Genomic DNA, 26,093 nt, shown 5'->3' on the forward strand with positions numbered 1-26,093 from the left:
ATTGTCTTCCTTACTGACGAGTCCGCCAGATGGTCGGGGAAGTGGACCTCCGTCCACAGCGTCCTGCGCGATACCGACGTGCAGGAGCGTAACAAGCTGACTTGTTCAGCAATACCGTATTTTTACTGCAGTATGTCCATGGTTACAGTGCGCGCGCCCACAGTTGCGACACTTGGGGCATGCCGAACAGCTGTTCATGCTGCTCGGTGAGCAATTCGAAGCCGGCGCGTTCGTACAGACGTCGCGCGTCAGTCAGCGCCGCGTTGGTCCACAGCACCATGCGCTTGTAGCCCACCGCTCGCGCAAAGGTCATGGCTTCTTCCACCAGCCGCTGCCCGATGCCGAGGCCGCGGGCGCTGGCATCCACATGCAGCAGGCGCAGCTTGGCGTTCTGCGCGTCATGACGGACCACGAACACCGACCCCACCGGGGTGCCGTCCAGTTCCGCAATCCAGCAGCGCTCGGTCTGCGGGTCGTGCTCGCGCAGGTAGCGGGTGACGATGTCGGCAACCAGCGCTTCGAACTCGGCATTCCAGCCGAACTCGCGCGCATACAAGGTGCCATGTTTGTGGATCACCCAGCCCATGTCGCCGGGGCGGGGATCACGCAATACGTACTGGGCCGCAGTGTCCCCCAGCAGGGTTTGAATCTGTGCCATGGACTCGACCAGCCGCTGCTGGCCCGGTTCGCTCAGGGCCTGCACCATGGCCCCGATGCTGTCGTTGGACGCGGCGTCGAGCTGGGCAAAGACCGCCCGCCCCGCGTCGGTCAGCACCAGCCGGTTCGCACGCCCATCCATGGCCGAGGGCTCGCGGCGCAGCAGACCGCGCGTCTGCAGCCCACTCAACAGCCGGCTGAGATACCCGGCGTTGAGGCCAAGGCGCTGGCCCAGCTGCGCGGCGCTGATGCCCTGCCCTTCGGCAAGCTCGAACAGCACGCGTACTTCCGTCAGGGTGAGGTCGCTGTGCAGCAGGTGCTCCTCGAGCACGCCGATCTGCCGCGTATAGAACCGATTGAAGGCACGCACCCGTGCCACTGCTGCGATGTGCTGATCAGACATGACGCCATCCATAACTTGCCTTAAGCAAGTATTACATGCTTAACGCACGTATATCGCGCGGTTATGTGATCCATTTCGCGGGTTATATGGCCTAAACGAAAGATTCGTTGCAGTACGGTTTACGTTCTGTTAATTCTGCGTGTAGCGACCAGGGCCCTGGCCGCAGGGAGAACCAACTGGATGAAGCACTGACAGAACGACCACCCAAAAAACTGACTGCAAGGTGCATGCATGAACTACCGTATTGGCAGTAGTGTTCAGGCCCCAAAAGCGATAACGCCATTGGCATCTGCAGTGATGGTGGCCCTGGCCACCGCGCTGCTGGCCGCCAGCCCCGGCGCGGCGGCACAGGACAGCAGCACACAGGGAAGCTCGGCCACCACGCTGGACACCGTTTCAGTGCTGGGCAGCCGCACCAAACCCCGTACCGTCTCGTCGTCGGCCGTGCCGATCGACATCATCAGCGGAGAGGAATTCCGCAACCAGGGCGCCACCGATGCGCTGGACCAGCTGAAAGTGCTGGTGCCCTCCTTTAATGTCAGCACCATTCCCATCGATGACGCCGCCAGCCTGGTGCGTCCGGCCAACCTGCGTGGCCTGCCGCCGGATAACACTCTGCTGCTGGTCAACGGCAAGCGCTTCCATCGCTCCGCGGTGATCACCTTCCTCGGTCATGGCCTGTCCGACGGTGCGCAGGGGCCGGACCTGTCAGTGTTCCCGTCACTGGCACTGGAGCAGGTGGATGTGCTCCGTGATGGCGCAGCGGCGCAGTACGGCTCGGATGCCATCGCCGGCGTGCTCAACTTCGGTTTGAAGAAGCTGCGCGAAGGCGGTACCGCCGAAGTCTTCACCGGCAAATACTACGAAGGCGACGGCCTGACCACCCAGTACTCGGCGCAGATCGGCCTGCCGCTCACCGAGCATGGCTTTGCGACCTTCACCGCCGAGTGGCGCAAGGCCGACGACACCTCGCGCAGCGTGCAGCGCGATGATGCCGCCGCGACTGCCGCTGCCGGCTATCCGGAAGTGAATGACCCGGCGCAGATCTGGGGTTCGCCGAAGGTGGACGACGACTTCAAGTTCGTCGCCAACCTGGGCCTGACCACCGAGAGCGTGGACTTCTATCTGTTCGGCAACTACGCCAAGCGCGAAGTCGACGGCGGCTTCTACTACCGCGACCCGACCTCGCGCTCGGGCGTTTACTCCAACGACGGTGGCGAGACCCTGCTGGTCGGCAATCTGACCGGCGCGGGCACCTGCCCGACCATCGCCCTGCGCGATCCGTCCGGCAATCTCCTGCCTTACGCTGGCGTCGCCGCCGCTGTGGGCGCACTGCCGGCCAACTGCTTCACCTTCCTCTCCAGCCTGCCGGGCGGCTTCACCCCACGCTTTGGCGGCGAACTCGAGGATATGTCGGTGGTCGCCGGTGCCAAGGGCACGCTCGGTGAGTGGTACTGGGACGTCAGCGGGTCCTACGGCCGCAACGACATCGACTTCACAATCTACAACACGGTCAACGCCTCACTGGGCCCTGACCAGCCGGCCAACCTGTACTTCAAACCGGGCGGCAACACCCAGACCGAGAAGAACTTCAACGTCGATGTGAGCCGCGACATCCCGGTAACCTTCAGCAGTCAGCCGCTGCGCCTGGCACTGGGTGCGGAATGGCGCGAAGAGAGCTTCAAGATCAGCCAGGGTGACGGCCCGTCCACCGCGATCGGTCCGCTCACCGAGCAGGGCTTCGCGCTGGGTTCGAACGGCTTCAACGGCTTCAGCCCGCGTACTGCCGGCACCTTTGACCGTCGTAACTGGGCAGCGTACGCCGACCTGGAAGCCCAGCTCACCGAGAAGTTCCTGCTGGCCGGTGCACTGCGCTTTGAGGATTACGACTCGTTCGGCAGCACCACCACCGGCAAGCTGACCGGGCGTTTTGACTTCACCCCGAACTTCGCCATCCGCGGTGCCTACAACACCGGCTTCCGTGCACCGACCCCGGGCCAGGCCAACATCAGCCAGATCAGCACCGTGTTCGGCGGTACCGCGCTGGAGGACATCGCCACCCTGCCGCCCACCAACCCGATCGCGCAGATCAAGGGTGCGCGTCCGCTGACCCCGGAAGAGTCGAAGAACTTCTCGCTCGGCGCGGTATGGACCGAGGGCGACTGGCTGGTCACCCTGGATGGCTACCGCATCGAAGTGGAAGACCGCATTGCGCTGAGCACCAGCTTCACCATCACCGACGCCGAGCGCGCCGCGCTGGTGGCCGGCGGCAACCCCGAGGCCGCCTCTATTTCGCAGGTGACCTACTTCGGCAATGCGTTCGACACCACCACCACTGGTGTGGACCTGGTCACCAGCTACAAGAGTGACCACTTTGGCGGCGATACGACCTATTCGCTGGCGGCAAACTGGAACAAGACCAAGGTGGACCGCTTCGACACCGACTTCATCGACGAAGCGCGCGTGTACAAGCTGGAAAAGTCGCTGCCCAAGACCAAGGGCTACTTCAGCATCCACCACCAGCGCCAGATCTTCCACGCCAACCTGCGCTTCAACTACTACAGCTCCTGGTATGAAGATCACCTGGACAGTGGCGTGATCTCGGCCGCGGACGGCGGCTTGCCGATCTATGGCGGCAGCGCGGTAATCGTGGATGCCGAGGTGGGCTGGAAGTTCGACTCCGGCCTGTACTTCAGCCTGGGCGCGCAGAACCTGTTCGACCGCACCCCGGCCAAAAATCCGTGGAGTGGCGTGGCGGGTGCGGAATATCCGGTGCATTCGCCGTACGGATTCAACGGTGGGTTCTACTACGCGCGGGTGGGCTGGAAGTTCTAGGTCCAGGCGCGCAGGATGGTGGGGCCAGGGACGGCCCGCCTTCTCCGTCCAGCATTTCAGGGATGTCATGCAGATGCTTACCGTTGCAGGTCGCCGCTCCACCGGAATCGCTGTCTCCCTGGCTCTATTCTTTGCGCACCCTGCGTGCGCTGACGAGCCACCGGCCCGCAGCGCCGCCTATGCATGTGGAGACGATTCAAGCCTGATCATCGTCGCAGCTGACGCTGGTGCCGCCCCGCCTGCCGGTTATCGAGCGGCCCGTACTGGTGCTCAGACTCTTCGCTGCGGCAAGCACGTGAGCGCCGTGCTGAATGTCGTCCCCCCGCAGGAACGGGGGGAATGCGCCGGCGCAGGACGGGTGATCATTACTGATATCTCCGTTTCTGGCTGGCCTCGCTATGGTCGTCTCATCGAATTCAACAAGGAATGCGTCTTTAGTGACTTCATCACGCGAGTGACGATACGTCGTGCGAAGTCGTCCTATTCTGTTGAGAGCTGCTCGGTTGCCAGCCGGACCAACAAAAAGGCGCGCATTGGATGCGCCACTGACACTACGCGAAAGGAAGCGACGGGATAGCGAAGCCGAACCCAAGACCAAGACGGACCCGCCTTGTCCAGCAGGCACCTTTAGACATTGATCTCGTATCGGGTGCTCCTGCCACTCCCCGGCAGTCGGCGCAGGCAGCCCTTCTCCAACAGCTCCGCAAGATGGCGTGTCGCCGTTGCCTTGGACACCTTGGCGACCGCTTGGTACTGGCGGGCACTGATGCCCTGTTCAAAGCCTCTATCACCGCCGTCGAGCATCCGGTTGAGGACTTTGATCTGCTCGGCAGCCAGATCGTTCGTTCGGTGCAACTGCCAGAACCGTGCCTTGGCCAGTACGATGTCGATCCGCTTGATCGCCTGCAGCAGACTCTTGTGCAAGGTCAGCAGGAACCACTGCAGCCACACGGTGATATCCAGATCCGCCTTCTGGCTGCTCTCCAGCACGCGGTAGTAACCCGCCCGATCTTCCAGAATGCTGGCTGACATGGCGTGGAACCGAATTGCCTGTGGCTGACCTTGCGCCAGCGCGAGGTCAGTGAGGGCGCGGGTCAGACGACCATTGCCATCATCAAACGGATGCAGCGTGACGAACCAGAAGTGTGCGATGCCCGCGCGCAGCAGGGGATCCAGCCCGGCGTCCTTGCGGGAGGCTGCAAACCAGTCCAGGAACGCATCCACCTGCTGCTCGAGTCCCTCGCGTGGGGGGGCTTCGAAGTGCACCGTGGGACGATCTATCCGCCCCGATACCACCTGCATGGGTTCATCGCCCCGCAACGCGCCCACTCTGATGCGCAGAGGCAGAAGGTCATCTTGTGCAGAAAACAGCCATCGGTGCCATTGCATCAGCCGGGTACTGTCCAAGGGCCGCTCGGGGTGCCCAGTCGCATCCAGCATGAGCTCCGCCAGCCCTTCACTCCGCGCATTGGTGCGCCCGGTGGCTTCAGCATCCATGCCCAAGCGGCGGGCCAATGAGGACCGCACCGAACCCACATTCAATGTCTCGCCTTCGATCGCGGACGAGGTCACGATGTTGGCCAGGAGCGTGTCCAGTGTGTCTTCAGCCTGCCCGGCCGAGTCGGTCGCGCCCGCCATCCCCAGCAGTCGCCCCTGTGCTTCCACACATTGGCGAAGGACAGGTGCCAGCGCGTCTGACTGCCACCGGAAACCCGGCCAGTCGGGACGCTCCCAGATCCACAATGGACCAGACATGAACACTCCATTCAGGCAAATGAGCCGATTAGACACTCTAATCGGCTCACCAGATGAGCCGATTATGCCCATTAATCGGCTCATTGACCACTTCGCCCGCTAAAGAATGCGGCAATGCGGCCGCTACTCCCTGCCTGATGGTGCATGAGGCACCTGTACCGACACGGAGATCCGCTGATGAAACTCCCCCTTTCCCTGCTGGGCCTTGCCCTGGTTCTGGCACTTCCGGCCCATGCCGATGACGCTGTCAGCGACCCGTCGCCGGACAAGCCCGCCCGCATCCGCCTGTTCGGCAGCAACCAGCACAACCTGTCGCTGTATGCCCGCGCTGCAGACGGGGAGACCTCCACGCGCGTGGCCGTGGAAGGTGCCGGAGCCGGCAGCGTCACCCCGATTGGCGCGTTGTTCTCGATGGCACGCAAGAATGAGAACGTGTCCATCGGCATGCCCGCGTCGTTCGCCACCCGCACGTTGAACGAGAACACCCGTTTTGGTGCCAAGCCCTTCTTCCATGAGGTGGAACTGGTGCCCGGCCGGCGCATCACCGTGTTCGCCAACTTCGAGGGCTACAACCGGCGCTGCGTGCCGCGCGAAGAGATTGGCAAGTCACGCGACTCGGTGCGCTTCGTGCTGGGTCCGTCACTGTCGATCACACCCGAGCCCGGGGTGGACTACGAAATGTCGTTCGGTACCGATGGGCAGAGCTGCGGCATCACCGCGCGCCAACTGCTGCCGAACGGCAGCTCGGTGCCGCTGCGTACCGAGCGGCAACGTCAGCGTTCACCGCAGACCCACAAAGTGGAAGGCACCCATCTGTACACGTTCCTGTTCCGTCCCGGTAGCGTCTACTACCGCGTGGTGGGCGAGGACGACAATCTGACCCTGCTGTCCGACGCCCCGGAGCAGGCCGATGCGTTTGAAGCTGCTGTTCGCGAGATCGCGGCCAAGCCCGGCACGCAGATGTGCATCGCACTGCCGGACTACGGCTACGAAAGCCCGCTGATGGAACGCCTCAGCCGCGTTCTGAAGGCGCAGGATGACGCGTTCCCGGCCATCTACGAACGCATCGACGGCCTGCGCGGGGTGCTGCAGCTGGACGATCATGTGCCCACCACCTTCCTCGCCGCTGCCGAGTACTGTCAGCTGGCCGGCATGGTGGCGTTCGCACGCCAGCCGTCTGCAGAAGAAGCGGAGGCCGCGGGTGCAGCCGCCGCAGCAGCGGCTGCACCCGCGGCCGAGTGAGATCGAGAGGTGCCGGCCTGAGTCAGCGCGCCGCCACCCGCAGCAGTTCCCGTGCCGCCTCCTCGGAGCTGGCCGGGTTCTGCCCGGTGACCAGCTTGCCGTCGGTGACCACGTACTGGCCCCAGTCCGCGCCCTTCTCGTAAAGGCCGCCCAGCGCGTCCAGTTCGTTCTCCAGCAGGAACGGCACGATGTCGGTGAGTCCGACGGCGGCCTCTTCGCTGTTGCTGAAGCCGGTGACATGAAGGCCCTTCACCAGGGGCGTGTCGTGCCCGACCTTCACGTGGCGCAGCACGCCGGGAGCGTGGCAGACGAAACCCATCGGCTTGTGCGCGCGTGCGAACGCCTGGATCAGGTCAATGGAGTCCTTCGACTCAGCCAGGTCCCACAGTGGACCGTGCCCACCGGGATAGAACACCGCATCGAAGTCGGCCGGGTCGATATGCGAGAGCTGAACCGTGTTCGCAAGCGCCTTCTGCGCGGCGGGGTCCTGCTTGAACCGCCCGGTCAATGCCGTCTGCGAATCCGGCTCATCGCTCTTCGGGTCCAGCGGCGGCTGTCCGCCGGCCGGCGACGCCAGCGTGACCTGCACGCCGGCGTCGGTGAATACGTAATAGGGGGCGGCAAACTCTTCCAGCCAGAAGCCGGTCTTCTTTCCGGTGTTGCCGAGCTGGTCGTGCGAGGTGAGCACCATCAGGACTTTCATGGCGGGCTCCGTCTGTAGGGGAGCCCAGCATGAAGGATCGCGGGTAAAGGCGGTGTCCAGCCCATCTGGGATCAGAATCAGATGATCAGCCGGGCCAGAATTGGCGAAACAATTCCATCTTCCGGTGCCGCCGTGCAACAACCAATCAGCAGCCTGGTTGACGTCTGCACCAGCAGATCGTCCAAGAACGCCCTTGTCGGCGAACCGGTTTCGGTGGGTAGTTCGACAATCACGTGGCCCTGATTGCCGAAGGTGAAGTCGGGCCTGCCGTCAGGCAGCCAGCACCCAACCCCTGCGTGTTCCTCACCAAGGGTGCTCATGCTCAGCGTAATGATCCGGCCGTCCGCAAGAACCTGCACATCCCTGCAGCCAGCAAGCGGCTTGGGCAGAATCACTTCACCACCATTGAACGCTGAATCGATTTGTCCCGTTTTGTCTACGCGCACCATGATGCCCATGAAAGCGGCGGGTTCCTCCTCCCTGGCGTCACCCGCCACCACCACGGAGCCGTCCGGCTGCAAGGTGATGGCACTGAAGTCGGCGTAACGGCCTGGCTTGTAAGGAATGGTGGTAATTCCATCGTTGTTGAACCCTTCGTCCGGCATGCCATTGGAGGTGTAACTCAGTACGCTGGCCCCTCCGACGGCAAAGCCGCAGACCAGAATATTGCTGTCCTGCCCAAGCAGCAGGTCGTAGAACGTGGTGTTGCCGCGCTTCTCAAGCGCAATGCCGTTACGGCGCTCACCAAATCCCGCGTCGCGGTGTCCATCAGCTTCCAGTCGAATCAGCGCACTCATTTCTTCGTGATCGGGGGTGAATCCCGAACTGGCCGCGACGATCTTTCCATCAACCTGGATCGCCACTCCGGCATTTTGGACCATACGCCCCCACAGGTCAGGGATCACCACCACACCCCCCTCGCCAAATGACACGTCCAGTTCACCATTGGCCGCGATACGGGCAAAGAATGGGTGCGAATCTGCAAACGATCCATACCCGCCGAAAGCAACGATCTTGCCATCGGGCTGCATCGCACAGCGCACGTTGCTTAAGGTTTGTCCGGGCACCAGCGTATGCCGCGCGCACTCGCGAAGGGCGGAACCTGCTGGGATGCCGCCGTCCGCGTCGAGGCGTCCGTGAATCAGCGCCGTCGGATCGATGTCCGACGTTCCGACAAGATGAATCTCACCTCCTGGCCCGAGTACGGCACGGGCGTGATAGTCGGCTGGGAGGAGTGTGTAGCGGGCAAGACCGCCGTCGCCAAAGCTGGTATCGATATCGCCGGGCACGGCGCGGGCTGCAGGTTGCATGGTGGTTCCCCTTCCTGATCTGGAACATCCTGTGCGCCCCCGCCTCCCTCTCAACGACGCTTCGTGCGATGAGCGGCCATCCCCCACTACACACCGCATCGGTTCAGATGAGGATGCGTGCGATGAGTGGTCCGATGCGGGCATCTATCGGGGGCGCGCTGTAGCTGATGACCAGCGCCTTGCCGGGCGATTGAATCAGCAGGTCCTGCATCAGTACAGTGGCGGGCGGCTCGATTGCCGGGGGAATGTGAAAGATGAAGACGCCTGCGTCGCCGAAGCTGGCGTCAAGGGATCCATCGGCCAGCAAACGGCAGATAGCGACTGCCTTGCTGTCCGATTTGACACGCCCAAGGGTAATGAGGCGACCTTCTCCATCGATGGCAATATCCATGCATTGATCCATCCGTTCGGGGAGGTGCAGAAGTTCACCACCATTGAAAGCCGGATCAAGCTGCCCCGCCGGTGTCGCCCGAACCACGATACCGTCACTGATCAACGATTCAACGACGAAGATTCCTGCACCCACAACGTGAGCGCCTGGTTGCATTGCTATGCAATTGAAATGCATGGTGGGCGGCCCATTATCCGGCATCCGCAGCATGCCGTCCTCGGCAAAGCCGGGATCCGGTGATCCATCAGTTCGATAGCAGAAGATCGCTGCAACGCCTACGTTGTAGCCGCCCACCAGAATGTGCCCGTCCTGGCGTATTTCGACGTCGTTGAAATTGGTGAAGCCGCGCAGTTCCCGTACCACACCGCCCTGTCCAAAGCCCGCATCAAAGCCGCCAGAGGGCAGAAAGCAGAGAACGATGTTGATGCCCGTTGCGCCACCGCCTCCCCAACCGGCAACAACGATTTTTCCGTCCGGCTGCACGGTCACACCCCCATTGTTCTGAGCGCTGGTCCACTCCCCCCGCCACAGCTTGAAGCCGCCATCTCCAAAACCCAGGTCCAGCCTGCCATCCGCCATACAGCGAACTACCAGCAGCCCCGCTGTGGTGGCTTGACCAGGTTCCGGAGTACACAGGCACGTCGCCAGGATTCGACCATCAGGTTGGATGGTCCCGCGCACGTCGGAAACCATATAGCCCTCAACGACGCGGTGCATCACCATGCCACCGGTTCCAAACGATGTATCCAGCCGTCCTTCGGCATCCAGTTTCAGTATCGTCAAAGCCGCGGGCTCGGAACTGACGACGCCCAGCAGGTAGATGGCCTGCGCTGCGTCAAGTACCCCTCGCGCACGGAAATCACCGGAAGGAATCTCAACCTTCAACAGGCCGCCGTGGCCGAACTGCGGATCCAGCTGGCCCGACTGGGTAGATGCCGGGGTCTTCATCGGTGTACTCCTGTCGTTGGGCGCAGCAGCGCCTCAACCCCCGCACCGCATAGACGCGGCCAGCCGGGAAAACCGGCCATCGATGAAGGATTCAGCCCTCCCAGTTCAATCCGCGTGGCGCATTGCGGAACCCCGCCTTGCGTAGCGCCTCTGTGACAGGCCCTTTCCCCGGCGGGGCATCATCGATCAACGCGAGGGTGAAGCGCAGGCGGGGCGTGCGGCGCAGGGCGGTCACCAACGCGGTTGCCGCCGACGCCAGAATGTCAGCCGCAACCGGTGCATCGGCCAGCACGTAGTTGAGCAACGAGCGCCCGCCTTGGGTCAGATAGAACAGCAGCCTTCCATTTCCGATCACCACGATCCCGCCGGGGCGACGCAGCGGACGCACGCCTGCCGCATGTGCGGGCCAGGGCAGCGTCGTACCATACGGATTGGCCGGGTCGACCGCAGACAGCGCCACGGGGGCCACGCCCCCCACGTCTGCTGCCTCGGCCAGCTCACGCAACCGATCCACATCGCCGCGGTCCGCGAACTGCGCCCCGCCCAGGCCTTCCACGAATCGCCCGCGCAGGACCCGCCCGGCATCCTCCATGCGCCGGTACACCTGCTGGATCGCCGCAAAGCCGCCGGCCACGCCTTCGGCCATCGCCGCGCCGCGGGTGACAACACCTTGCCGATCCAACAGGCCCTCGGCCAATGCAACGGCGCGCACGGTATCGGGCGTGGTCTCACGCTGCAACAAAGACCATCGGCCAGCAAGGCTCGGCGCATCCAGATGGGCAACGCCCAATGCGGGACGAGTCGCAGCGCTGCTCGCATCCGGCATCGGCGCGCCCACAAAGCCACGGCGGCGGCGCGCGGCAGCCAGCACCCGCGCGCGCGGCACGCGGACGCCGGTCAGTGCGCGCAGCGGTGACCACAGGTCGCAGGTCACGCGGCCGTCCCATACGAGCGCCCACAACGCCGCGTGCAGATCCTCCACCGGCGGCATCGGCCCATCGGTCCAGCGCGCCTGTACCTGCTGCGCAAGCTGGCGCACGAACCACGCGCCGCCCTCGGCCAATACCTCCAGCAGTACCGCCTGCAGCGGTGACACCGGCTCTGTCGAAAGTGGCGGCAGCGTTTCTGCAGCGATCTCCTGCAGATGCAGTGACGCCAGGCCGTCGTCCTCGCCGAGCCGGCCGTGGCCCGCCCACACCACCGTACCGGTGGCCAGCAGCTCGTCCAGCAGCGCTGGTTGATAGTCACGCACGCGCGCGGGCAACACCTGCTGTTCCCAGGCCGACACCGGCAACGGCACGCCAGCAAGCTGCTCGATCACCCGCGCCACGCCCTCTATGCCTTCCAGCCCTCCGGCAGCGGCACCAGCCACACCATGACGCTCAAGCAGCAGCCGCACATAGGCATCGGCGGGCACGGGACGGGTGGCATCCCGCGCCGCCTGCAGCGAGCGCAGGCGCAACCGCCTGAACACGTCATCGGCCACCCAGGTGTGCTCGGCCACCTTGAGCACCCTGCCCTGACCGGCCAGCTGTTCCAGCGCCGCCTCGACCACGGCCACCCCCAGGCCGAACGGTGCAGCTGCCTCTTGTGTGGTGAAGGGTGGATGGGTTCGGGCGAAGCGCATCAACAGCTCCCCCAGAGGATCCGCCGTTCGCTTCAGAAACGCAGCCGGAATCCGCGCGGGCAACGACACGCCCAGCGCGTCGCGAAGCCGCGCCGCGTCTTCAATCGCCGCCCACTGCATGTGGCCCGCCAGTGACACACGGATGACGCGCTGCTGGCGTTTCAGTTCTGCCAGTGCAGCAGCCGCATCGCCCTCCCCTATGCGCGCCGTCACCGCATCCAGGGTCATCGGGCCCAGCTCGCGCAGCAGATCCGCCACGCCCTCCACCTGCCTCGCCCTACGTGCGGGAGCGAGCCGCTGCAGCGACGCGCCCACCTCGGCCACCACCTGCGGGTCGAGCAGCTCGCCTAGCGCCACCTCACCCAGCAGATCGCCCAGCAGGCCACTGTCGAGCGACAGGATCGAGGCACGACGCTCGGCCTGCGGCACGTCGCTGGCGTAAAGAAACTCGGCCACGTAGCCGAACAGCAGGTCGGCCGCGAAGGGGGACGGTACCTCCGTCTGCACGTCCACCAGCTGCACCGCGCCGCTGCCGATGCGCTGCATCAGCTGGTCGAGGGCATCGAGGTCGTACACGTCCTGCAGGCATTCTCGGGCTGCCTCGACCACGATCGGAAAGTCCGGATGCTGCTGCGCAACGGCCAGCAACTGGCCGGCCCGCAGCCGCTGCTGCCACAGCGGGGAGCGCTTGCCCGGCTGACGGCGCGGCAATAGCAGCGCGCGCGAAGCGCATTCGCGGAAGCGGGCTGCGAACAGCGCCGAACTGTCCACGGCCTGGATCACCGCCCGGCGCAGCCGTTCCGGTTCGAACACGAACAGCTCCGCGCCGGGCACACGGCCGGTGGTGTCGGGAATGCGCGCGACGATGCCTTCATCACTGGAGACGACGTTCGGGTCCACCTGCCACTGCGCGCGCAGGCGCGCGGCAAGCGCCAGCGCCCAGGGATCGTGGACCCGGCGTCCGTAGGGCGAATGCAGCATCAGCCGCCAGTCGCCGTTTTCGTCGCGGCAGCGCTCGACCACCAGTTGCCGGTCAGTGGGCAGGACGCCGGTGGCGGCGTGCTGTTCCTTCACGAGAGCCAGCAGATTGGCGACGGCATTGTCTTCCAGACCGCAGTGCCGAAGGCGCTCGCGCAGTGCTGCCGGCAGCGCATCCACGCTCGCCGCCTCGGCCACCCCATCCAGCGCTCCGAGCATCTCACCCAGCGCCTGTCCCAGCTCCGCCGGTCGCCCCACGCCCTCGCCACGCCAGAACGGCAGGCGCGCCGAGCGCCCCGGTGCGGGACTGACGATGACCTGATCGTGGGTGATCTGGTCAATCCGCCACGAGGTCGCGCCGAGCGTGATCACGTCGTTGACCCGCGATTCGTGGACCATCTCCTCGTCCAGCTCCCCGACCCGCCGCGAGCCTGCGCGCTCCATGCCTTCGGGCAGCAGCACGCTGTACAGGCCCCGGTCTGGAATGGTGCCGCCGCTGGTCAATGCCAGCTGCCGCGCGCCCGGTCGGGCGGTCAGCAGGCCGGTCTCGCGGTTCCAGACCAGGCGCGGGCGGAAGCTGGCGAAGTCATCCGAGGAATAGCGCCCGGCCAGCATGTCCAGCGTCGAATCAAAGGCGCTGCGCGGCAGCGTGCGATACGGGGCCGCACGACGCACCCGCGCATACCAGTCGTCCACCTGCAGCGGCTCCATCGCCACCGCAGCGACGGTCTGTTGGGCCAGCACGTCCAGCGGGTTGAGCGGTGGCTCCAGCGCCTCGATGCGTCCCGCCAGCATGCTGTCCACCACCACGGCGGCATCGACCAGATCACGGCGCGTTCGCGGATAGACCCGCCCACTCGACAGCCCGCCCACCTGATGCCCGGCGCGACCCACGCGCTGCAGCGCGCTGGCCACCGACAGCGGAGCCGCCACCTGGATCACCAGGTCGACCTCGCCCATGTCGATGCCCAGTTCCAGGCTGGAGGTCGCCACCACGCAACGCAGCGCACCGTCCTTCAGCGCCTGCTCGATCTGCGCCCGTTGCTCCTTCGACACCGAGCCATGATGCGACCGCGCTATCAGCTCACCGGCATTCTCAACGCGCCCCGAGGTACTACCGGTAAACGACCCGAGCGCCTCCGGACGTAGAGCCGGGTCTTGCCCGGCTGCGAGCCCCCCAACCCGCTCCGCATACAACGCATTCAAGCGCGCGGTAAGCCGCTCCGCCACCCCACGCGAGTTCGCGAACACAATCGTCGAACGCCGCTGCAGCACTTCATCCAGAATGCTGGCCTCCACATGCGGCCAGATCGACCCGGCACGCCCGCCGCTGGCGTCGCCCGCATGCGTGGGAATATCAGCCATGTCCTCCACCGGCACCACGATCTTCATGTCCAGATGACGTGGCGACGGCGGATTGACCACGGTCACCGGACGATCGCCGCCCAGGAAGCCAGCCACCACCTGCTCCGGACGCACCGTGGCCGACAGCCCGATACGCTGCGCCGGGCGCTCCAGCAGCGCGTCCAGCCGCTCCAGACTGAGCGCCAGATGCGTACCGCGCTTGGTCCCGGCCACCGCGTGGATCTCGTCGATGATGATCGTATCCACCCCGCGCAGCGTCTCGCGCGCGTTGGACGTGAGCATCAGGAACAGCGACTCCGGCGTGGTGATCAGGATGTCCGGCGGTTTTCGCACCAGCCGTGCACGTTCCGCCGGCGTGGTGTCGCCGCTGCGGATGGCGACGCGGATGTCCACGGCCGCTTCGCCGCGCTGCTGGCGTTGGGTGTGCACGCCCTGCAGTGGGCGCTGCAGATTGCGCTGCACGTCCGCCGCCAGCGCCTTGATCGGGGAGATGTAGAGCACGCGCGTGCGAGCCGCGGCGTCGCCACTCTCCTTCTCGGCGAACAGCTGGTCGATGGCATGCAGGAACGCCGCCAGGGTTTTGCCCGATCCGGTCGGGGCGATGACCAGGGTGTGCTGCCCGCTGCGGATCGACGTCCATGACGCCTGCTGCACCGGAGTGGCCTCAGGGAACGCCGAGGCAAACCACGCGCGTGTGGCCGGACTGAAGGCGGACAAGGCGTCTGCGGCGGGTAGAAGCGGCGGGCTCAAGACGTCGGGTCTCCGGGCAATGTTCCGTGTCGTCAGTATGCCCTTCGCTGGATCAACGCACTTCATGCAGCGACTTCACCCTCGCCACACAGTCTGCCCCTCGCCCCCTCACGGAAAGGTGTGAGGATGCACGCCCACGTCCAGAAGCGACAGCCGTCATGTCCTCCATCGTAGGCCACACCGCCACGGGGATAACCGCCTTTCTTGCCTGCAGTCCGCGGCACCAGCCACTTCCCCGATGGTCGGTTTTGCCGTTTGTCGTCCTGGCAGTATGCCCGGACGTGGACTATTTCGCAGTCTGGCTGTTCGGCTACGCCGCTAACCCCCGGATCACCCACAGCCTGCTTTTCTCGATGGTCGCAACGCTGCTGGTATGGCGGGCATTGAAGCGAACCACCCCCCTTCGGTTTCCCTTGCCCGCGTTGCTGGCCGCCAGCGTTTCGCACCCGGTGCTGGACCTGTTGGTCGGTGCCCACCCGGTCCCTTTGCTGTGGCCTTTTTGCATGACGGTGTCCGCACCCATCGGATTACTTCCCAGCGCGGGCGCACTGTCACCAGGCAACTACTATCTGTGGAGAAACCTGATCATTGAACTGGGGGTTCTGGTTCCTGTTCTAGCCTTGATCGTGGCGGGTCGCAGAGGGTGCCCCGCCGAGCACATTCGCGCTTGGGCACTGCGACTGCTTGTGCCGTGGATGGCGTTTCTCATCTGGTCAATGAGTCTCACACGCTAACAACAGGTGAGGCAGCTCTCCAACGGCGTCACGGGAGGTATCGCATGGCCACATCGCAGCGCTGGTAGCGTGCGCCATAGGTCGCCATGATCTCCGCGTCGTGTCGGAAACCGGCCTTCTCATACAAGTGGATGGCAGCCGCGCACTTGGCATTGCTGAGCAGGTACAGCGGTGAGGCCTGCAGTTCTGCTGCACGATCGATCATCGCCGCCAGCAGAAACTCGCCCACCTTCAGACCACGTGCGCGCTCGAGGACGCCCATCTTGGTCAGCTCGTAGCCGTTGCCGTTCGACTTCTGCAGTGCGCACGTGCCGACGATGCCCAGTCCTTCCGCCTCAACAAACAGTATCACCCCGCCCTTGTCGATGATGCTGCGGCGGGGATGCTGGAGCACTTCGCGATCGGCGTCCTCCAACCGGAACATGGCATTGATCCACTCTGCATTGATGTCATGGAAGTGGTGGGCCAGGTCATCGCTGAACTCGTGGAGGGTCAGGGTGGCGGCGGTGTGGTGGGTCATGGGCATCCACGTGAGCGTGAGGGGGTGAGTGGATCAATACTACGGCGGTGAAATCAGAAAATCCCTATTCACTTCTGTGCCGATCTACGGCATACAGGGGATCTCTCCCATGAACGCGCCATGTGCCAGATGCGTCCAACACTTCGTTCACCGATGCTGCTCTTGCTTGGAATAGGCCTTGCCGTCGTGCTATCCGGCTGCGAAGCCCGGGATGAGTCGGCTGCGCCCGCCCAGGTTCGTCCGATCCGCAGCGATCTGGTTCCGATCGTCCGCGACCTTCCGCTGGTTCCAATGGAGGAGCCGCTGGTGGTGGAGTTCGATGTCCCCCCTCCTGGGAGGAACTCTTCCCGCATACTGATTATCGGACTCCGTGTGAGCGGGAAAGATGGTCGACCGTCTTTCGAGGCTCGGGACGACGTCATCTCGTCCAACATCAAGTCGATCGTGATACTGGAAGGCCCAGGCATCGCATCCGGCAAGCAGTTCCCATTGATGCGCTACGCGCGAAATGCGACCAAGTTTGAGCCGGATATCGAGGTTTCAATAGGCGCTGATGGGAAAACGGAGGGAACATGGCCTGTCGGCATTGATGATACGGCAATGGAAACTGCGGGCTTGATGCAACCTGAAAGTGACGAGCGCTACCTCGCGTTTGCATCGGCTCTCAACCCCCCTCCCGGACGATACCGCCTCACTTTCAAGCTGACTCACACCGATACTGACGTTTCCCTGCTGGCTTCCGAGTTGCTCGTAGCCTACCTCCACAAATCGAAGTGAGATTGGTTCATGACCAAGCGCTACACCTTGACCATGTATGTCGCCGCGCCGGGGACTCCGCTGAAGTCGGAACATCCCGATGCAACCGGCGGCACCAGTGTTGCGGGACACGTTTACTACGTAATATCAGATGGAGAGCAAAGAGCCAGCTATGGCTTTGCTCCGTCAGAGCATGGCGCATCGTCTGGGCCTGGAAAGGTGTACCCGAACGATGAGAAAACTTATCTCAACCCGTTCTATCAGAGAAAGCTGGAAATCACCGAGTCTCAATACGAAAAACTCAGAGAGTTTGGGGAGAACCCACAGCAGAACGGCTTCAGCATGCAGTACCAAGGTGCCACGAACAGCTGCATCGACTTCATGTGGAGCGGATTGAATCACGCTGGCATCCATCGCAACAACCTGCTGCAGAGGCCGGACACGAATTACGACGGCGAGTTGAAGCCGCTGGATAACATCAAGCCGATCCAGAGCATCCCTGCTCCGGTCCCCGGAAGCCCGGAGAACACCGAGGAAAAGGGCACCATGCCCAAGCGCACGATCCTGCAGCGCCTGATCAGCGAGGAGACGCTGCCCGAGGGCCATCGGGACATGCTGAACGCCATCCGCGATCAGGTGGCCGACATCGACCAGAAGCCGGGTCTACGACCCCACCAGCGAGCGGATTTCCGTCGGCCTGCTCGCATCTGCCAGGGAACGCGGCATGGAACGTGTCGACCATGTCGTCCTTGGCAATGCGCCCACCGATGGGTCCAGTCAACGCATGTTTGCTGTCCAGGGGGCGTTGAACGATACCGCGCATTGCCGCGCCTCGGTTTCGATCAATGAAGCGGTGCAGACGCCTGTTGAACGCTCCTTCGAGCGCCTGCAGGCAGCGGAACAGGCGCATCAGCAACGCGAATCCCTCGCCATGAGCGACGTTCAACAGACGCAGAGCCCGTCCGGCATGCGAATGGGCTAACGTCGCGAACCGGGCTGACTCAGCCCGCTGCGGCGATCTCGGTCGCAAATCCCCGATACGACCGCAGCGGCCGTCCCAGCAACTGCATCAGGCGCTCCACATCGCCTGCCGCCGGCAGCATGCCGTCGCTGATGAAACGTTCTGCCATCTGGCGCATGTCGTAGGCCATCCACGGCGGCATGAACTGGCGCATGTTCTGTTCGAAGCCGGCGGTGTCGTCGCCGCCGTAGGCGATAGAGCGGCCGAGCACTTCGCTCCAGATGCCGGCCACGTCCGTGCCGGTAAGCGCCTCCGGCCCGACCAGGTTCAAGCGCGTCACGGCGCTGTCCTCCGCCGCCTTATCGCGGGCGATCAGCTCCAGCGCAGCGATCTCGGCGATGTCGCGGGTGTCGATCATCGCCAGCCCTTTGCTGCCGATCGGCATCGGATATACGCCATAGCCCTGCACCACGTCCTTGACCGTCACGTCGTTATCCATGAAGTAGGCCGGGCGCAGGATCGTGGCGCTGAAGCCCATCTGCTCGATCATGCGCTCCACCCCGTACTTGCCGGCAAAGTGCGGGACATTGACGTAGCGGTCGCTGTGGATCACCGACAGGTACACCACCCGCTTCACCCCGGCCTCGCGGGCCACATTGAGGGTGATCAGCGCCTGGGTGAACTCGTCGGCCACCACGGCATTGAGCAGGAACAGGGTGGAGACGCCGTCGAAGGCGGTGCGCAGCGCATCGACATCCAGCTGATCGCCCTGGTGCAGTTCCACACCGGCGGGCAGGTTGGCATCAGCCGGTGTGCGGACCAGCGCGCGAACCGTGGCACCGCGCTGAAGCAGGTGCTCGACGACCTGGCGGCCGACGGTGCCGGTGGCTCCGGTAACAAGAATGGTCATGAGGTGACTCCGTGGTTGAGTTGGGAGGCCTCATGGTTGTTGATCCATCATCGGACCGATAGCCCATATAATTGGACAACCTGTCTCACCGCCGGAACACATGGACCTGCTTGCTCTGGCCGACTTCACCCTGGTGGCCCGCCACGGCGGCTTCGGCCGCGCCGCGCGTGCGGCCAAGCGGCCCAAGGCCACTCTGTCGCGCCGGGTCGGCGAGTTGGAGGCCAGTCTCGGCGTACGCCTGTTCGAGCGCGGCTCGCACGCGCTGAAGCTCACCGAGGAAGGACGCGCCCTGTATGCGCGCACCGAGTCCCTGCTTACCGAGCTGGATGAGGCCACCAGTGCCGTCGCCAGCGGTGGCGACGTTCCGCGTGGGCGACTGCGCGTGAGTGCGCCGCTGCTGTTTTCGCAGATGGCACTGGGAAAGATCGCAGCGCAGTTCGTGCTGCGCCATCCACAGGTGCAGCTGGAAATCACCACCGAGGACCGCGCCGTGGACATGGTCGAGGAGGGCTACGACCTGGTGATCCGGGTGAATCCGAAGGTGGATGAGCGGCTGGTCGGGCGGGTCCTGCTGCGCGACCGGCTGGTGGTGGTGGCGCATCCAGAGCTCAAGCTCCCGGCGGGCAACGAGGCTGTACCGGCCGTCGTTCGACCCGCCAACGACGGCACCGCGTGGGAGCTGGCCACACCACGTGGCGACCGCCGTGTTTCGATTACTCCGGTACTGAAACTGGCCTCGTTGATCATGATCCGCGACGCCACGCGTGCCGGCGTCGGTGCCGCGCTGCTGCCCTACTCACTGGTGGCCTCCGATCTGCAGACTGGAGGCCTGGTCGCATGGGGCGACGCCAAAGGCTCGCCGATCGAGATATGGGCGCTGTACCCCTCGCGCCGCCTGCTCAGCGCGCGCGTATCGGCCTTCCTTGAATATCTGAAGGCCAGCTTCCCGACGGGTCTGGCGGAAGAACTTGCGGCTATTGGCGCAGCTTGAGCAGCTCCCCCTTTTGCAGGACAGCCCTCCCCATTCGGCTGACTCTTGAACTAGTCCCAAGGAAGCTTGGGTAACGCCTGCAATGCACGTACGTATCCGACCTCATCGAACACGCGTTTCTCGACTTGAATCCCATGTGCCTCAGCCGCTATCACGCAGGCAATCAGGTTCCGCGCCTCATCATCCGAGTACCCCGCCGCATGCAAACGCTTCAGAGTCAAACGCGTCTCTGGCGGATCGTTACTTGAAACCTGATTTTCAACTACTTCAAGAAAGGCGAGGCGGAGTTCTTCTCGATCATTTGTCATAACGGCGACCCTGCAGATACGAGTACGGAGTTCACTGGCCCAGCCAACTCATACTACTGCCCAGTTGCCCGCTCAGGCAGCCCTGAAGAACTGGCGAACTTCGTTGTAGGTGCGGACTGAACCCGTTCCGCATTGGCAGTGGCCTGCCGGGTACAGGACCCGCCTTAGGCGGGCGGCCACTTCCCAGACGCTTTTGCCTCCTGGTACCACTCGATCATGCCCAGGTCATCGAGCGCGTACTCGCCTCGATTCGACTTCCAGACCATCGGCGGGTCCAGCTTCCTCAGCGCTTCAAGTGCACTCTGCACGGAGGTGGTCGATGCAGTCTTTCCAAATACCGCTCCAATCGACTTCAGTGTCACTGCGCCATAAGGACTGAAGGTGTCAGCGCTCTCCATCAGCACCGTCAGGACGGCTTTCTGCATCGATGAGCGGCTCGAGTACAGATCGGTATAGCGCTCGCGCTCTGAAGACCTGATGGCATCGGCGTGTTCCAGCACGGCAGCTTCAAAGCTGGCGTCCCCACGGGTTACGGGGTTCAAGGCATTTCCGATGGCACGATCCATCATCTGCGGACGGTGGCCCAGCATGGCGAAGGCACTGCCCATCGCCTGGGTATCGATGCGTCCTAGATTAGGATTGCTCTGGGCCAGCAACCCCCCCAGCCAGGCAACGTAGTCTTCCCCGAGCAATGGCAACGTCTTGACCATGGACCCATAGAAGGCTGCGGCTTTGGAATTGGTCAACCGCCCCAACTTGTCCCGATCAGAGCCGGACATGATCAGCATCAGGCGCACGTCATCCGGTTGATTGAGGGTGTCGCGAGCGGCCTTCAGTTCCTTCAGGACATCCTCACCCCGAGGGCTGACCGTCAGCTGCTGTGCCTCATCCAGAATCAGTGCAATGGGTTTGCTGGTGGCAGCGTAAAGCTCACGCAATGCGGCAGTGAGCGACGACCCGGGAGAGGTGCCGATCTGGGTTGGATCGAACGCCAACGAGGTGCCGGCTGCTCCGATCTGAACCTTGGTCAGCTTCGCACGCTCGGCCATTCGGGCGACGAAGCCCGCGTTTTCCAGCAGTGCACGGCTGATCTCCGCATACAGCAACGCCGCCGGGTCGACGTTGAGGTTCGCCCAGAAATCCACGTACAGAACTTCTGCGCCCAGCTCGAGCAGGGCCGGTCCGAGGTCACCTTTGAGGAAGGTCGACTTTCCGGTCCGCCGGGGAGCCGCCAGGAACAGCCCGTCCGCATCATTGGTCCATTTCTGGCGGCCCGACACCGACGCCGCCAATTGGGCAGCAAGTTCGGGGCGCTCTAATCGAAGTTTTCCTGTCATTACCCAGCTCCTACCTTCAGTCTGGGTATATTACCTAACACATAGGTAAACGCACCGTAATCGGGCAGGGTCCATGAGTAATTCTGATCCGGATAGAAGAAAAGACGCGATCACCGGTGAACGCCCGCTAAGGGCGACGCGCATGGCGCGTCTCTACGACGGAAGGCCGTGACGCTGTTGGCCCAAGGCATGCGGCGATTTTTCAAACGACCGCTTGAAACACGCGTAACTTCGCCGAACTGGACACCATCCACCGCATCCGCCAGACTTCGCCCTTTCCGATTCCGTGGTCCCCATGGCGAAACTGCTGGTCCTGCATGGCCCCAACCTCAACCTGCTCGGCACCCGCGAGCCGGGGGTCTATGGGCACACCACGCTGGCGCAGATCGACCAGGCCCTGCTGGCCCAGGCGCAGGCCGCCGGCCACGCGCTGGAAAGCCTGCAGTCCAACGCCGAGCACATCCTGGTGGACCGCGTGCAGGCCGCCCGTGAAGACGGCACCGCGTTCATCCTGATCAACCCGGCCGCGTTCACCCACACCTCGGTCGCCCTGCGCGACGCGCTGGCGGCGGTGGACCTGCCCTTCATCGAAATCCACCTGTCCAACCCGCACAGCCGCGAACCCTTCCGCCAGCACAGCTATTTCAGCGACAAGGCGGTGGGCGTGATCTGTGGCTTCGGGGCTGACAGCTACCGCTATGCAATGGACGCCGCGCTGACGCGGCTTGCCTGAGCGTTCCTTCTTACCGACCCCCATACACGACCAACGAGGCCTCCATGGACCTGCGCAAAATCAAGAAGCTGATCGACCTGCTGGAAGAGTCGAACCTGGCTGAAATCGAAATCAAGGAAGGCGAAGAGTCGGTGCGCCTGTCACGCGCCCCGGTCGCCGGTTACGCCCCGGCTCCGGTGCAGATGATTGCCCCGGCCCCGCAGATGGCTGCCGCTCCGGCCATGCCGATGCAGTCGCCGACCGAAGCCTCCACCGGCGGCACCGCCAAGCCGGGCCCGGCCCTGCCGGAAGGCCACGTGCTGCGCTCTCCGATGGTCGGCACCTTCTACGCGTCCGCCGCCCCGGACAAGCCGGCCTTCGTGTCGGTCGGCCAGCAGGTGAAGGCAGGCGAAACCCTGGCCATCATCGAAGCGATGAAGATGTTCAACCCGATCGAAGCTGACGTCGCCGGCACCATCGTCGCCATCCTGGGCGAAAACGGCCAGCCGGTCGAATTCGACCAGCCGCTGTTCGTGATCGGCTAAGGACGCGTCCATGCTCGACAAAGTCGTTATTGCCAACCGAGGGGAGATCGCGCTGCGCATTCTGCGCGCGTGTCACACCCTGGGCATCCGCACGGTGGCCGTGCACTCCACGGTCGACCGCAACCTCAAGCACGTGGCCATGGCCGACGAGTCGGTCTGCATTGGCCCGGCCCCGTCGCCGGAAAGCTATCTGAACATCCCGGCGCTGATCGCAGCGGCCGAAGTGACCGATGCGCAGGCCATCCACCCGGGCTACGGCTTCCTGTCGGAAAACGCCGACTTTGCCGAGCGCGTGGAAGAGTCCGGCTTCATCTTCATCGGCCCCAAGGCTGACACCATCCGCATGATGGGCGACAAGGTCGAAGCCATCCGCGCGATGAAGTCCGCTGGCGTGCCGTGCGTGCCCGGCTCGGGCGGCCCGCTGGGCGAAGACATCGTCGCCAACACCAAGATCGCCCGTGAGATCGGCTACCCGGTCATCATCAAGGCGGCTGGCGGTGGCGGTGGTCGCGGCATGCGCGTGGTGCACGCCGAAGCCTCGCTGAAGACCTCCATTGAAACCACCAAGAGCGAAGCCAAGGCCGCGTTCGGCAATGGCGAGGTGTACATGGAGAAGTTCCTGGAGAATCCGCGCCACGTGGAAATCCAGGTGCTGGCCGACGGCCAGGGCAATGCCATCCACCTCGGCGAGCGCGACTGCTCGATGCAGCGCCGTCACCAGAAGGTGGTGGAAGAGGCGCCTGCTCCGGGCATCAGCCAGGAACAGCGCGAAGCCATCGGCAAGGTCTGCGTGGAAGCCTGCATCCGCATCGGCTACCGCGGCGCGGGCACCTTCGAGTTCCTGTACGAAGACGGCCGTTTCTACTTCATCGAAATGAACACCCGTATCCAGGTGGAACATCCGGTGACGGAAATGGTGACCGGTATCGACCTGGTCGCCGAGCAGCTGAAGATCGCCGCTGGCCAGAAGCTCAGCATCAAGCAGAGCGACATCGTGCTGACCGGCCACGCCATCGAGTGCCGCATCAACGCTGAAGACGCCGAAACCTTCGTGCCCAGCCCAGGCACCATCACCGGCTTCCATCCGCCGGGCGGTCCAGGCGTGCGCGTGGATACGCACATCTACAGCGGCTACCGCGTGCCGTCGAACTACGACTCGATGATCGGCAAGCTGATCGTGCACGGTCCGGACCGCGAAACCGCGATTGCGCGCATGCGCGTTGCATTGAGCGAAATGGTGGTGGACGGCATCAAGACCAACGTCGCCCTGCAGCAGCGCATCATGCGCGACAAGGGCTTCCAGGCCGGTGGACAGAACATCCACTACCTGGAAAAGCGTCTGGCCGAACGCAAGACCAAGCCGATCGCACTGACCTGATCGGCTGCACTTCCGGTAGCGCCGGCCGTTGGCCGGCGCTGCTGTTTCAGCCCAACCGCAGGTTCACCGCACCGCCGGGGCCAAACGCCTGCCGGGCCCGCCCGGCCTCCTGCAACCCCAGCACGCCGTTGTCATTGCGGACCACCTTGAAGACGCGTCCGCGCTGGACGATGACCTCGGATTCGTCACGCAGCGTCTGCAGCCCCACCGGATGTGCGCCACCGCGCATCTGCAGTTCCAGTATCACCGGCGTCTGCCCGGCGGGCACCTCGCGACCTTCGAGCTGATGCAGACCGATGGCCCGTTCGCCACTGGCCCGCACGAAACCCGGAATGCGCACCATCTGCCCGACCTCCAGACTGTCGAGCACGTCGCTCGGCAGCATCGCACCGCGATACACACGCCCGGCATATCCCGGCACCCGCAGCAGCGCGCGATCCAGCTCTGCCGCATACGCACCCAGTTCCTGACGGCGGTACGGCGGCTGCTCATCACCGTGAAGATAGGCGTCGAGCGACGTTTCCCCCTCACCGTAGTAGCGCAGGATCGCCGCGCGCTCGGGCTGGCTCAAGTTAACATTCGGCGCTGCACGGATGGCGTGTTCGTAAACGTGCGACGCATCTGCACTGGCAAAGCTGCGAAACTGGATGTTGAACTCGCCCTGCGTCATCAGATCCGGGCCGCTGGTGGCGGGTGACCGCACGATATCCACTACCGCAGGACCGCGGTGCGGCAGGTGCACGCTGAGACGAGTGCAGCCACCCAGGCGGTGCAGTTTGACCGGGAAGTAGCGCACCGTGACATGCTCCCCGATGGGCTGCTCGAAGCGGAGATAGTGGCGACGCCGGTTGCCAGTGACGCGCACGAACCAGCCATGCCGCAGCTGGTCTCGCACGATGCCTCTCTGGCGTGCCGCAGCTTCGGTCAGGCCTCGCGCATGATGGCCGCGCATCGCCTCGGTGAGCGCCGGGGAATACTCCATGCTGCGGCTGCAGCCGGCACCTGGCGCACGGCGACAACGCACCTGCGCACTCAGCCCCGGCTCGTCGCTCTGCACCGGCCCTTCCTCCACCGGGTCGTCCACGCGCAGACGGTAATGCCCGTCGTGGAAGACCAGCGGCACACCCTCGACCACCGCGCCATCGTCAGTGAAGGCGTGCAGACGGAAGTACTCGCCATTCACCTGCACCGCGCGTCCTTCGCGACCGCTGATGGTATCGCGGTAGGGATACACGCCCTCGTGGTTGACCGGCGCTGGACCCCACCCGGGTGGGGTCCAGCGCCGGGCGACGCGTGATTGCCTGCGCGGCGCGGCCGAAGATGGGAATGGAGGTACTGCGTGGTTCGAACGGCGGTAGCTGCGAAAGCGTGGGCGGCTTTATCGCTGGCGGTTCCAGACGCCCGGTCTTGAGGCCCACCAGCGAAAGCAGCAGATTCTGCAGCGCCGTGCGCGGCGGCTTGTGTTCCATCTCGTCCGCAACGAAGTTCAATCCGCTGGCCACCGAGTCTTTCACGACGGTTGCCTCGGGCCCCAGCAATGCGGCCTCGAGCATCCCTACACCGATATCGGCGGCCTGTAGGATGCCCTCCTCCGTCGGCGATTCCGGCGGATTGCAGCCATCGCCCTCGATGCGGTAGTAGATCTGGCGGGCCAGCTCCAGCGGCCTGACCAGGAAGTCGGAGATATCCCGGACCACGACCGAACCCGACAGCGGCGGGAAGGTAACGCATGGAGTGGTACTGGGGACCGGCGAGGTCGCGTGCTGCGCGGAATGTGCACGTGCGGGCGCGTTGTGCGCGCTGGCCGCATTGCTGATCACCAGCAGCACCAGCGCGAGTTTCCATGGGGTATCGACATCGAAACCTTGCGGGCAACTGCGTGCGGCGACCCGCGGCCTGTTGTTCAACCGATTGACATGCTCACCCGCAATGCGGCGCGCCTCGGCGGCGTATATCTGCAAAACCATCTCCTGGATA

Annotated in this window: 20 protein-coding genes; 9 read left to right on the forward strand and 11 right to left on the reverse strand. The window is 64.1% G+C overall.

What is annotated here, in order from left to right; all coding sequences use genetic code 11:
- Positions 1–142 precede the first annotated feature (142 nt).
- Positions 143–1,060, reverse strand: coding sequence for a bifunctional helix-turn-helix transcriptional regulator/GNAT family N-acetyltransferase (locus tag PDM29_RS04925; protein ID WP_311192769.1), 918 nt, complete (start codon positions 1,058–1,060; stop codon positions 143–145).
- Between the two features lie 231 nt (positions 1,061–1,291).
- On the opposite strand from PDM29_RS04925, the gene PDM29_RS04930 reads away from it, so the two are divergent.
- Complete coding sequence (locus tag PDM29_RS04930) at positions 1,292–3,895, forward strand: TonB-dependent receptor plug domain-containing protein (protein ID WP_311192770.1); 2,604 nt, start codon at positions 1,292–1,294, stop codon at positions 3,893–3,895.
- Positions 3,896–4,522: 627 nt separating this feature from the next.
- On the opposite strand, the gene PDM29_RS04935 is transcribed toward PDM29_RS04930, so the two are convergent.
- The gene (locus PDM29_RS04935) at positions 4,523–5,650 is read right to left on the reverse strand and encodes a Fic family protein (protein ID WP_311192771.1); all 1,128 of its coding nucleotides are present in this window, start codon (positions 5,648–5,650) and stop codon (positions 4,523–4,525) included.
- A 177-nt stretch (positions 5,651–5,827) separates the two neighbouring features.
- Here PDM29_RS04935 and PDM29_RS04940 point away from each other — a divergent pair, with 177 nt between their 5' ends.
- Positions 5,828–6,892 (forward strand): hypothetical protein, encoded by a 1,065-nt coding sequence (locus PDM29_RS04940; RefSeq protein ID WP_311192772.1) that lies wholly within the window; start codon positions 5,828–5,830, stop codon positions 6,890–6,892.
- Positions 6,893–6,914: 22 nt separating this feature from the next.
- Here PDM29_RS04940 and PDM29_RS04945 read toward each other — a convergent pair whose 3' ends face one another.
- The 4 genes from PDM29_RS04945 to PDM29_RS04960 all read right to left on the reverse strand — a co-directional run bounded on the left by PDM29_RS04945 (position 6,915) and on the right by PDM29_RS04960 (position 14,964).
- Complete coding sequence (locus tag PDM29_RS04945; protein WP_311192773.1) at positions 6,915–7,595, reverse strand: type 1 glutamine amidotransferase domain-containing protein; 681 nt, start codon at positions 7,593–7,595, stop codon at positions 6,915–6,917.
- A gap of 77 nt (positions 7,596–7,672) precedes the next feature.
- Positions 7,673–8,905 (reverse strand): NHL repeat-containing protein, encoded by a 1,233-nt coding sequence (locus tag PDM29_RS04950; protein WP_311192774.1) that lies wholly within the window; start codon positions 8,903–8,905, stop codon positions 7,673–7,675.
- Between the two features lie 103 nt (positions 8,906–9,008).
- Positions 9,009–10,244: an NHL repeat-containing protein gene (locus tag PDM29_RS04955; RefSeq protein WP_311192775.1), complete on the reverse strand. Its 1,236-nt coding sequence runs from the start codon at positions 10,242–10,244 to the stop codon at positions 9,009–9,011.
- A 91-nt stretch (positions 10,245–10,335) separates the two neighbouring features.
- Positions 10,336–14,964: an ATP-dependent helicase gene (locus PDM29_RS04960; RefSeq protein ID WP_311192776.1), complete on the reverse strand. Its 4,629-nt coding sequence runs from the start codon at positions 14,962–14,964 to the stop codon at positions 10,336–10,338.
- 158 nt (positions 14,965–15,122) lie between these two features.
- Here PDM29_RS04960 and PDM29_RS04965 point away from each other — a divergent pair, with 158 nt between their 5' ends.
- Positions 15,123–15,698, forward strand: a complete 576-nt coding sequence (locus PDM29_RS04965) for a metal-dependent hydrolase (protein ID WP_311192777.1) — start codon at positions 15,123–15,125, stop codon at positions 15,696–15,698.
- A gap of 28 nt (positions 15,699–15,726) precedes the next feature.
- On the opposite strand, the gene PDM29_RS04970 is transcribed toward PDM29_RS04965, so the two are convergent.
- Complete coding sequence (locus PDM29_RS04970; protein WP_311192778.1) at positions 15,727–16,218, reverse strand: GNAT family N-acetyltransferase; 492 nt, start codon at positions 16,216–16,218, stop codon at positions 15,727–15,729.
- A 120-nt stretch (positions 16,219–16,338) separates the two neighbouring features.
- Here PDM29_RS04970 and PDM29_RS04975 point away from each other — a divergent pair, with 120 nt between their 5' ends.
- Both PDM29_RS04975 and PDM29_RS21030 read left to right on the forward strand, forming a co-directional pair.
- Positions 16,339–16,995, forward strand: a complete 657-nt coding sequence (locus PDM29_RS04975; RefSeq protein WP_311192779.1) for a hypothetical protein — start codon at positions 16,339–16,341, stop codon at positions 16,993–16,995.
- Between the two features lie 676 nt (positions 16,996–17,671).
- Positions 17,672–17,956 carry an XVIPCD domain-containing protein gene (locus tag PDM29_RS21030; RefSeq protein ID WP_484606903.1) on the forward strand — a complete coding sequence of 95 codons (285 nt, stop codon included), beginning with the start codon at positions 17,672–17,674 and terminating at the stop codon, positions 17,954–17,956.
- Positions 17,957–17,975: 19 nt separating this feature from the next.
- Here PDM29_RS21030 and PDM29_RS04985 read toward each other — a convergent pair whose 3' ends face one another.
- Positions 17,976–18,845 (reverse strand): SDR family oxidoreductase, encoded by an 870-nt coding sequence (locus PDM29_RS04985; RefSeq protein WP_311192781.1) that lies wholly within the window; start codon positions 18,843–18,845, stop codon positions 17,976–17,978.
- Between the two features lie 100 nt (positions 18,846–18,945).
- Here PDM29_RS04985 and PDM29_RS04990 point away from each other — a divergent pair, with 100 nt between their 5' ends.
- Complete coding sequence (locus PDM29_RS04990; RefSeq protein WP_311192782.1) at positions 18,946–19,836, forward strand: LysR family transcriptional regulator; 891 nt, start codon at positions 18,946–18,948, stop codon at positions 19,834–19,836.
- Between the two features lie 472 nt (positions 19,837–20,308).
- Here PDM29_RS04990 and PDM29_RS04995 read toward each other — a convergent pair whose 3' ends face one another.
- Positions 20,309–21,481, reverse strand: a complete 1,173-nt coding sequence (locus PDM29_RS04995; RefSeq protein WP_311192783.1) for an ATP-binding protein — start codon at positions 21,479–21,481, stop codon at positions 20,309–20,311.
- Positions 21,482–21,776: 295 nt separating this feature from the next.
- On the opposite strand from PDM29_RS04995, the gene aroQ reads away from it, so the two are divergent.
- The 3 genes from aroQ to accC are packed head-to-tail and all read left to right on the forward strand — an operon-like array spanning position 21,777 to position 24,116.
- Positions 21,777–22,214: a type II 3-dehydroquinate dehydratase gene (gene aroQ, locus PDM29_RS05000; RefSeq protein ID WP_311192784.1), complete on the forward strand. Its 438-nt coding sequence runs from the start codon at positions 21,777–21,779 to the stop codon at positions 22,212–22,214.
- Between the two features lie 44 nt (positions 22,215–22,258).
- Positions 22,259–22,738 (forward strand): acetyl-CoA carboxylase biotin carboxyl carrier protein, encoded by a 480-nt coding sequence (gene accB, locus PDM29_RS05005; protein ID WP_311192785.1) that lies wholly within the window; start codon positions 22,259–22,261, stop codon positions 22,736–22,738.
- Positions 22,739–22,748: 10 nt separating this feature from the next.
- Positions 22,749–24,116, forward strand: a complete 1,368-nt coding sequence (gene accC / locus PDM29_RS05010; RefSeq protein WP_311192786.1) for an acetyl-CoA carboxylase biotin carboxylase subunit — start codon at positions 22,749–22,751, stop codon at positions 24,114–24,116.
- Between the two features lie 46 nt (positions 24,117–24,162).
- On the opposite strand, the gene PDM29_RS05015 is transcribed toward accC, so the two are convergent.
- Complete coding sequence (locus PDM29_RS05015; protein WP_311192787.1) at positions 24,163–25,350, reverse strand: hypothetical protein; 1,188 nt, start codon at positions 25,348–25,350, stop codon at positions 24,163–24,165.
- Entirely contained in the window at positions 25,262–26,077 is an 816-nt protein-coding gene (locus tag PDM29_RS05020) for a hypothetical protein (protein WP_311192788.1), read from the reverse strand. The genes PDM29_RS05015 and PDM29_RS05020 overlap by 89 nt, the downstream gene beginning before the upstream one ends.
- Positions 26,078–26,093: the final 16 nt, after the last annotated feature.

Origin of the sequence: Stenotrophomonas oahuensis (assembly GCF_031834595.1) — a bacterium.
Taxonomy (GTDB): Bacteria; Pseudomonadota; Gammaproteobacteria; order Xanthomonadales; family Xanthomonadaceae; genus Stenotrophomonas; species Stenotrophomonas oahuensis.

What these genes read in the sequence shown, in the direction of transcription:
- PDM29_RS04930 (WP_311192770.1), top strand. Translation starts at nt 1,292, where the DNA reads ATGAACTACCGTATTGGCAGTAGTGTTCAGGCCCCAAAAGCGATAACG.
- PDM29_RS04935 (WP_311192771.1), bottom strand. Translation starts at nt 5,650, where the DNA reads ATGTCTGGTCCATTGTGGATCTGGGAGCGTCCCGACTGGCCGGGTTTC.
- accB (WP_311192785.1), top strand. Translation starts at nt 22,259, where the DNA reads ATGGACCTGCGCAAAATCAAGAAGCTGATCGACCTGCTGGAAGAGTCG.
- PDM29_RS04985 (WP_311192781.1), bottom strand. Translation starts at nt 18,845, where the DNA reads ATGACCATTCTTGTTACCGGAGCCACCGGCACCGTCGGCCGCCAGGTC.
- PDM29_RS04970 (WP_311192778.1), bottom strand. Translation starts at nt 16,218, where the DNA reads ATGACCCACCACACCGCCGCCACCCTGACCCTCCACGAGTTCAGCGAT.
- PDM29_RS04995 (WP_311192783.1), bottom strand. Translation starts at nt 21,481, where the DNA reads ATGACAGGAAAACTTCGATTAGAGCGCCCCGAACTTGCTGCCCAATTG.
- PDM29_RS04945 (WP_311192773.1), bottom strand. Translation starts at nt 7,595, where the DNA reads ATGAAAGTCCTGATGGTGCTCACCTCGCACGACCAGCTCGGCAACACC.
- PDM29_RS04925 (WP_311192769.1), bottom strand. Translation starts at nt 1,060, where the DNA reads ATGTCTGATCAGCACATCGCAGCAGTGGCACGGGTGCGTGCCTTCAAT.
- PDM29_RS04940 (WP_311192772.1), top strand. Translation starts at nt 5,828, where the DNA reads ATGAAACTCCCCCTTTCCCTGCTGGGCCTTGCCCTGGTTCTGGCACTT.
- accC (WP_311192786.1), top strand. Translation starts at nt 22,749, where the DNA reads ATGCTCGACAAAGTCGTTATTGCCAACCGAGGGGAGATCGCGCTGCGC.
- PDM29_RS04965 (WP_311192777.1), top strand. Translation starts at nt 15,123, where the DNA reads ATGTCCTCCATCGTAGGCCACACCGCCACGGGGATAACCGCCTTTCTT.
- aroQ (WP_311192784.1), top strand. Translation starts at nt 21,777, where the DNA reads ATGGCGAAACTGCTGGTCCTGCATGGCCCCAACCTCAACCTGCTCGGC.
- PDM29_RS04990 (WP_311192782.1), top strand. Translation starts at nt 18,946, where the DNA reads ATGGACCTGCTTGCTCTGGCCGACTTCACCCTGGTGGCCCGCCACGGC.
- PDM29_RS04950 (WP_311192774.1), bottom strand. Translation starts at nt 8,905, where the DNA reads ATGCAACCTGCAGCCCGCGCCGTGCCCGGCGATATCGATACCAGCTTT.
- PDM29_RS04975 (WP_311192779.1), top strand. Translation starts at nt 16,339, where the DNA reads ATGTGCCAGATGCGTCCAACACTTCGTTCACCGATGCTGCTCTTGCTT.
- PDM29_RS04955 (WP_311192775.1), bottom strand. Translation starts at nt 10,244, where the DNA reads ATGAAGACCCCGGCATCTACCCAGTCGGGCCAGCTGGATCCGCAGTTC.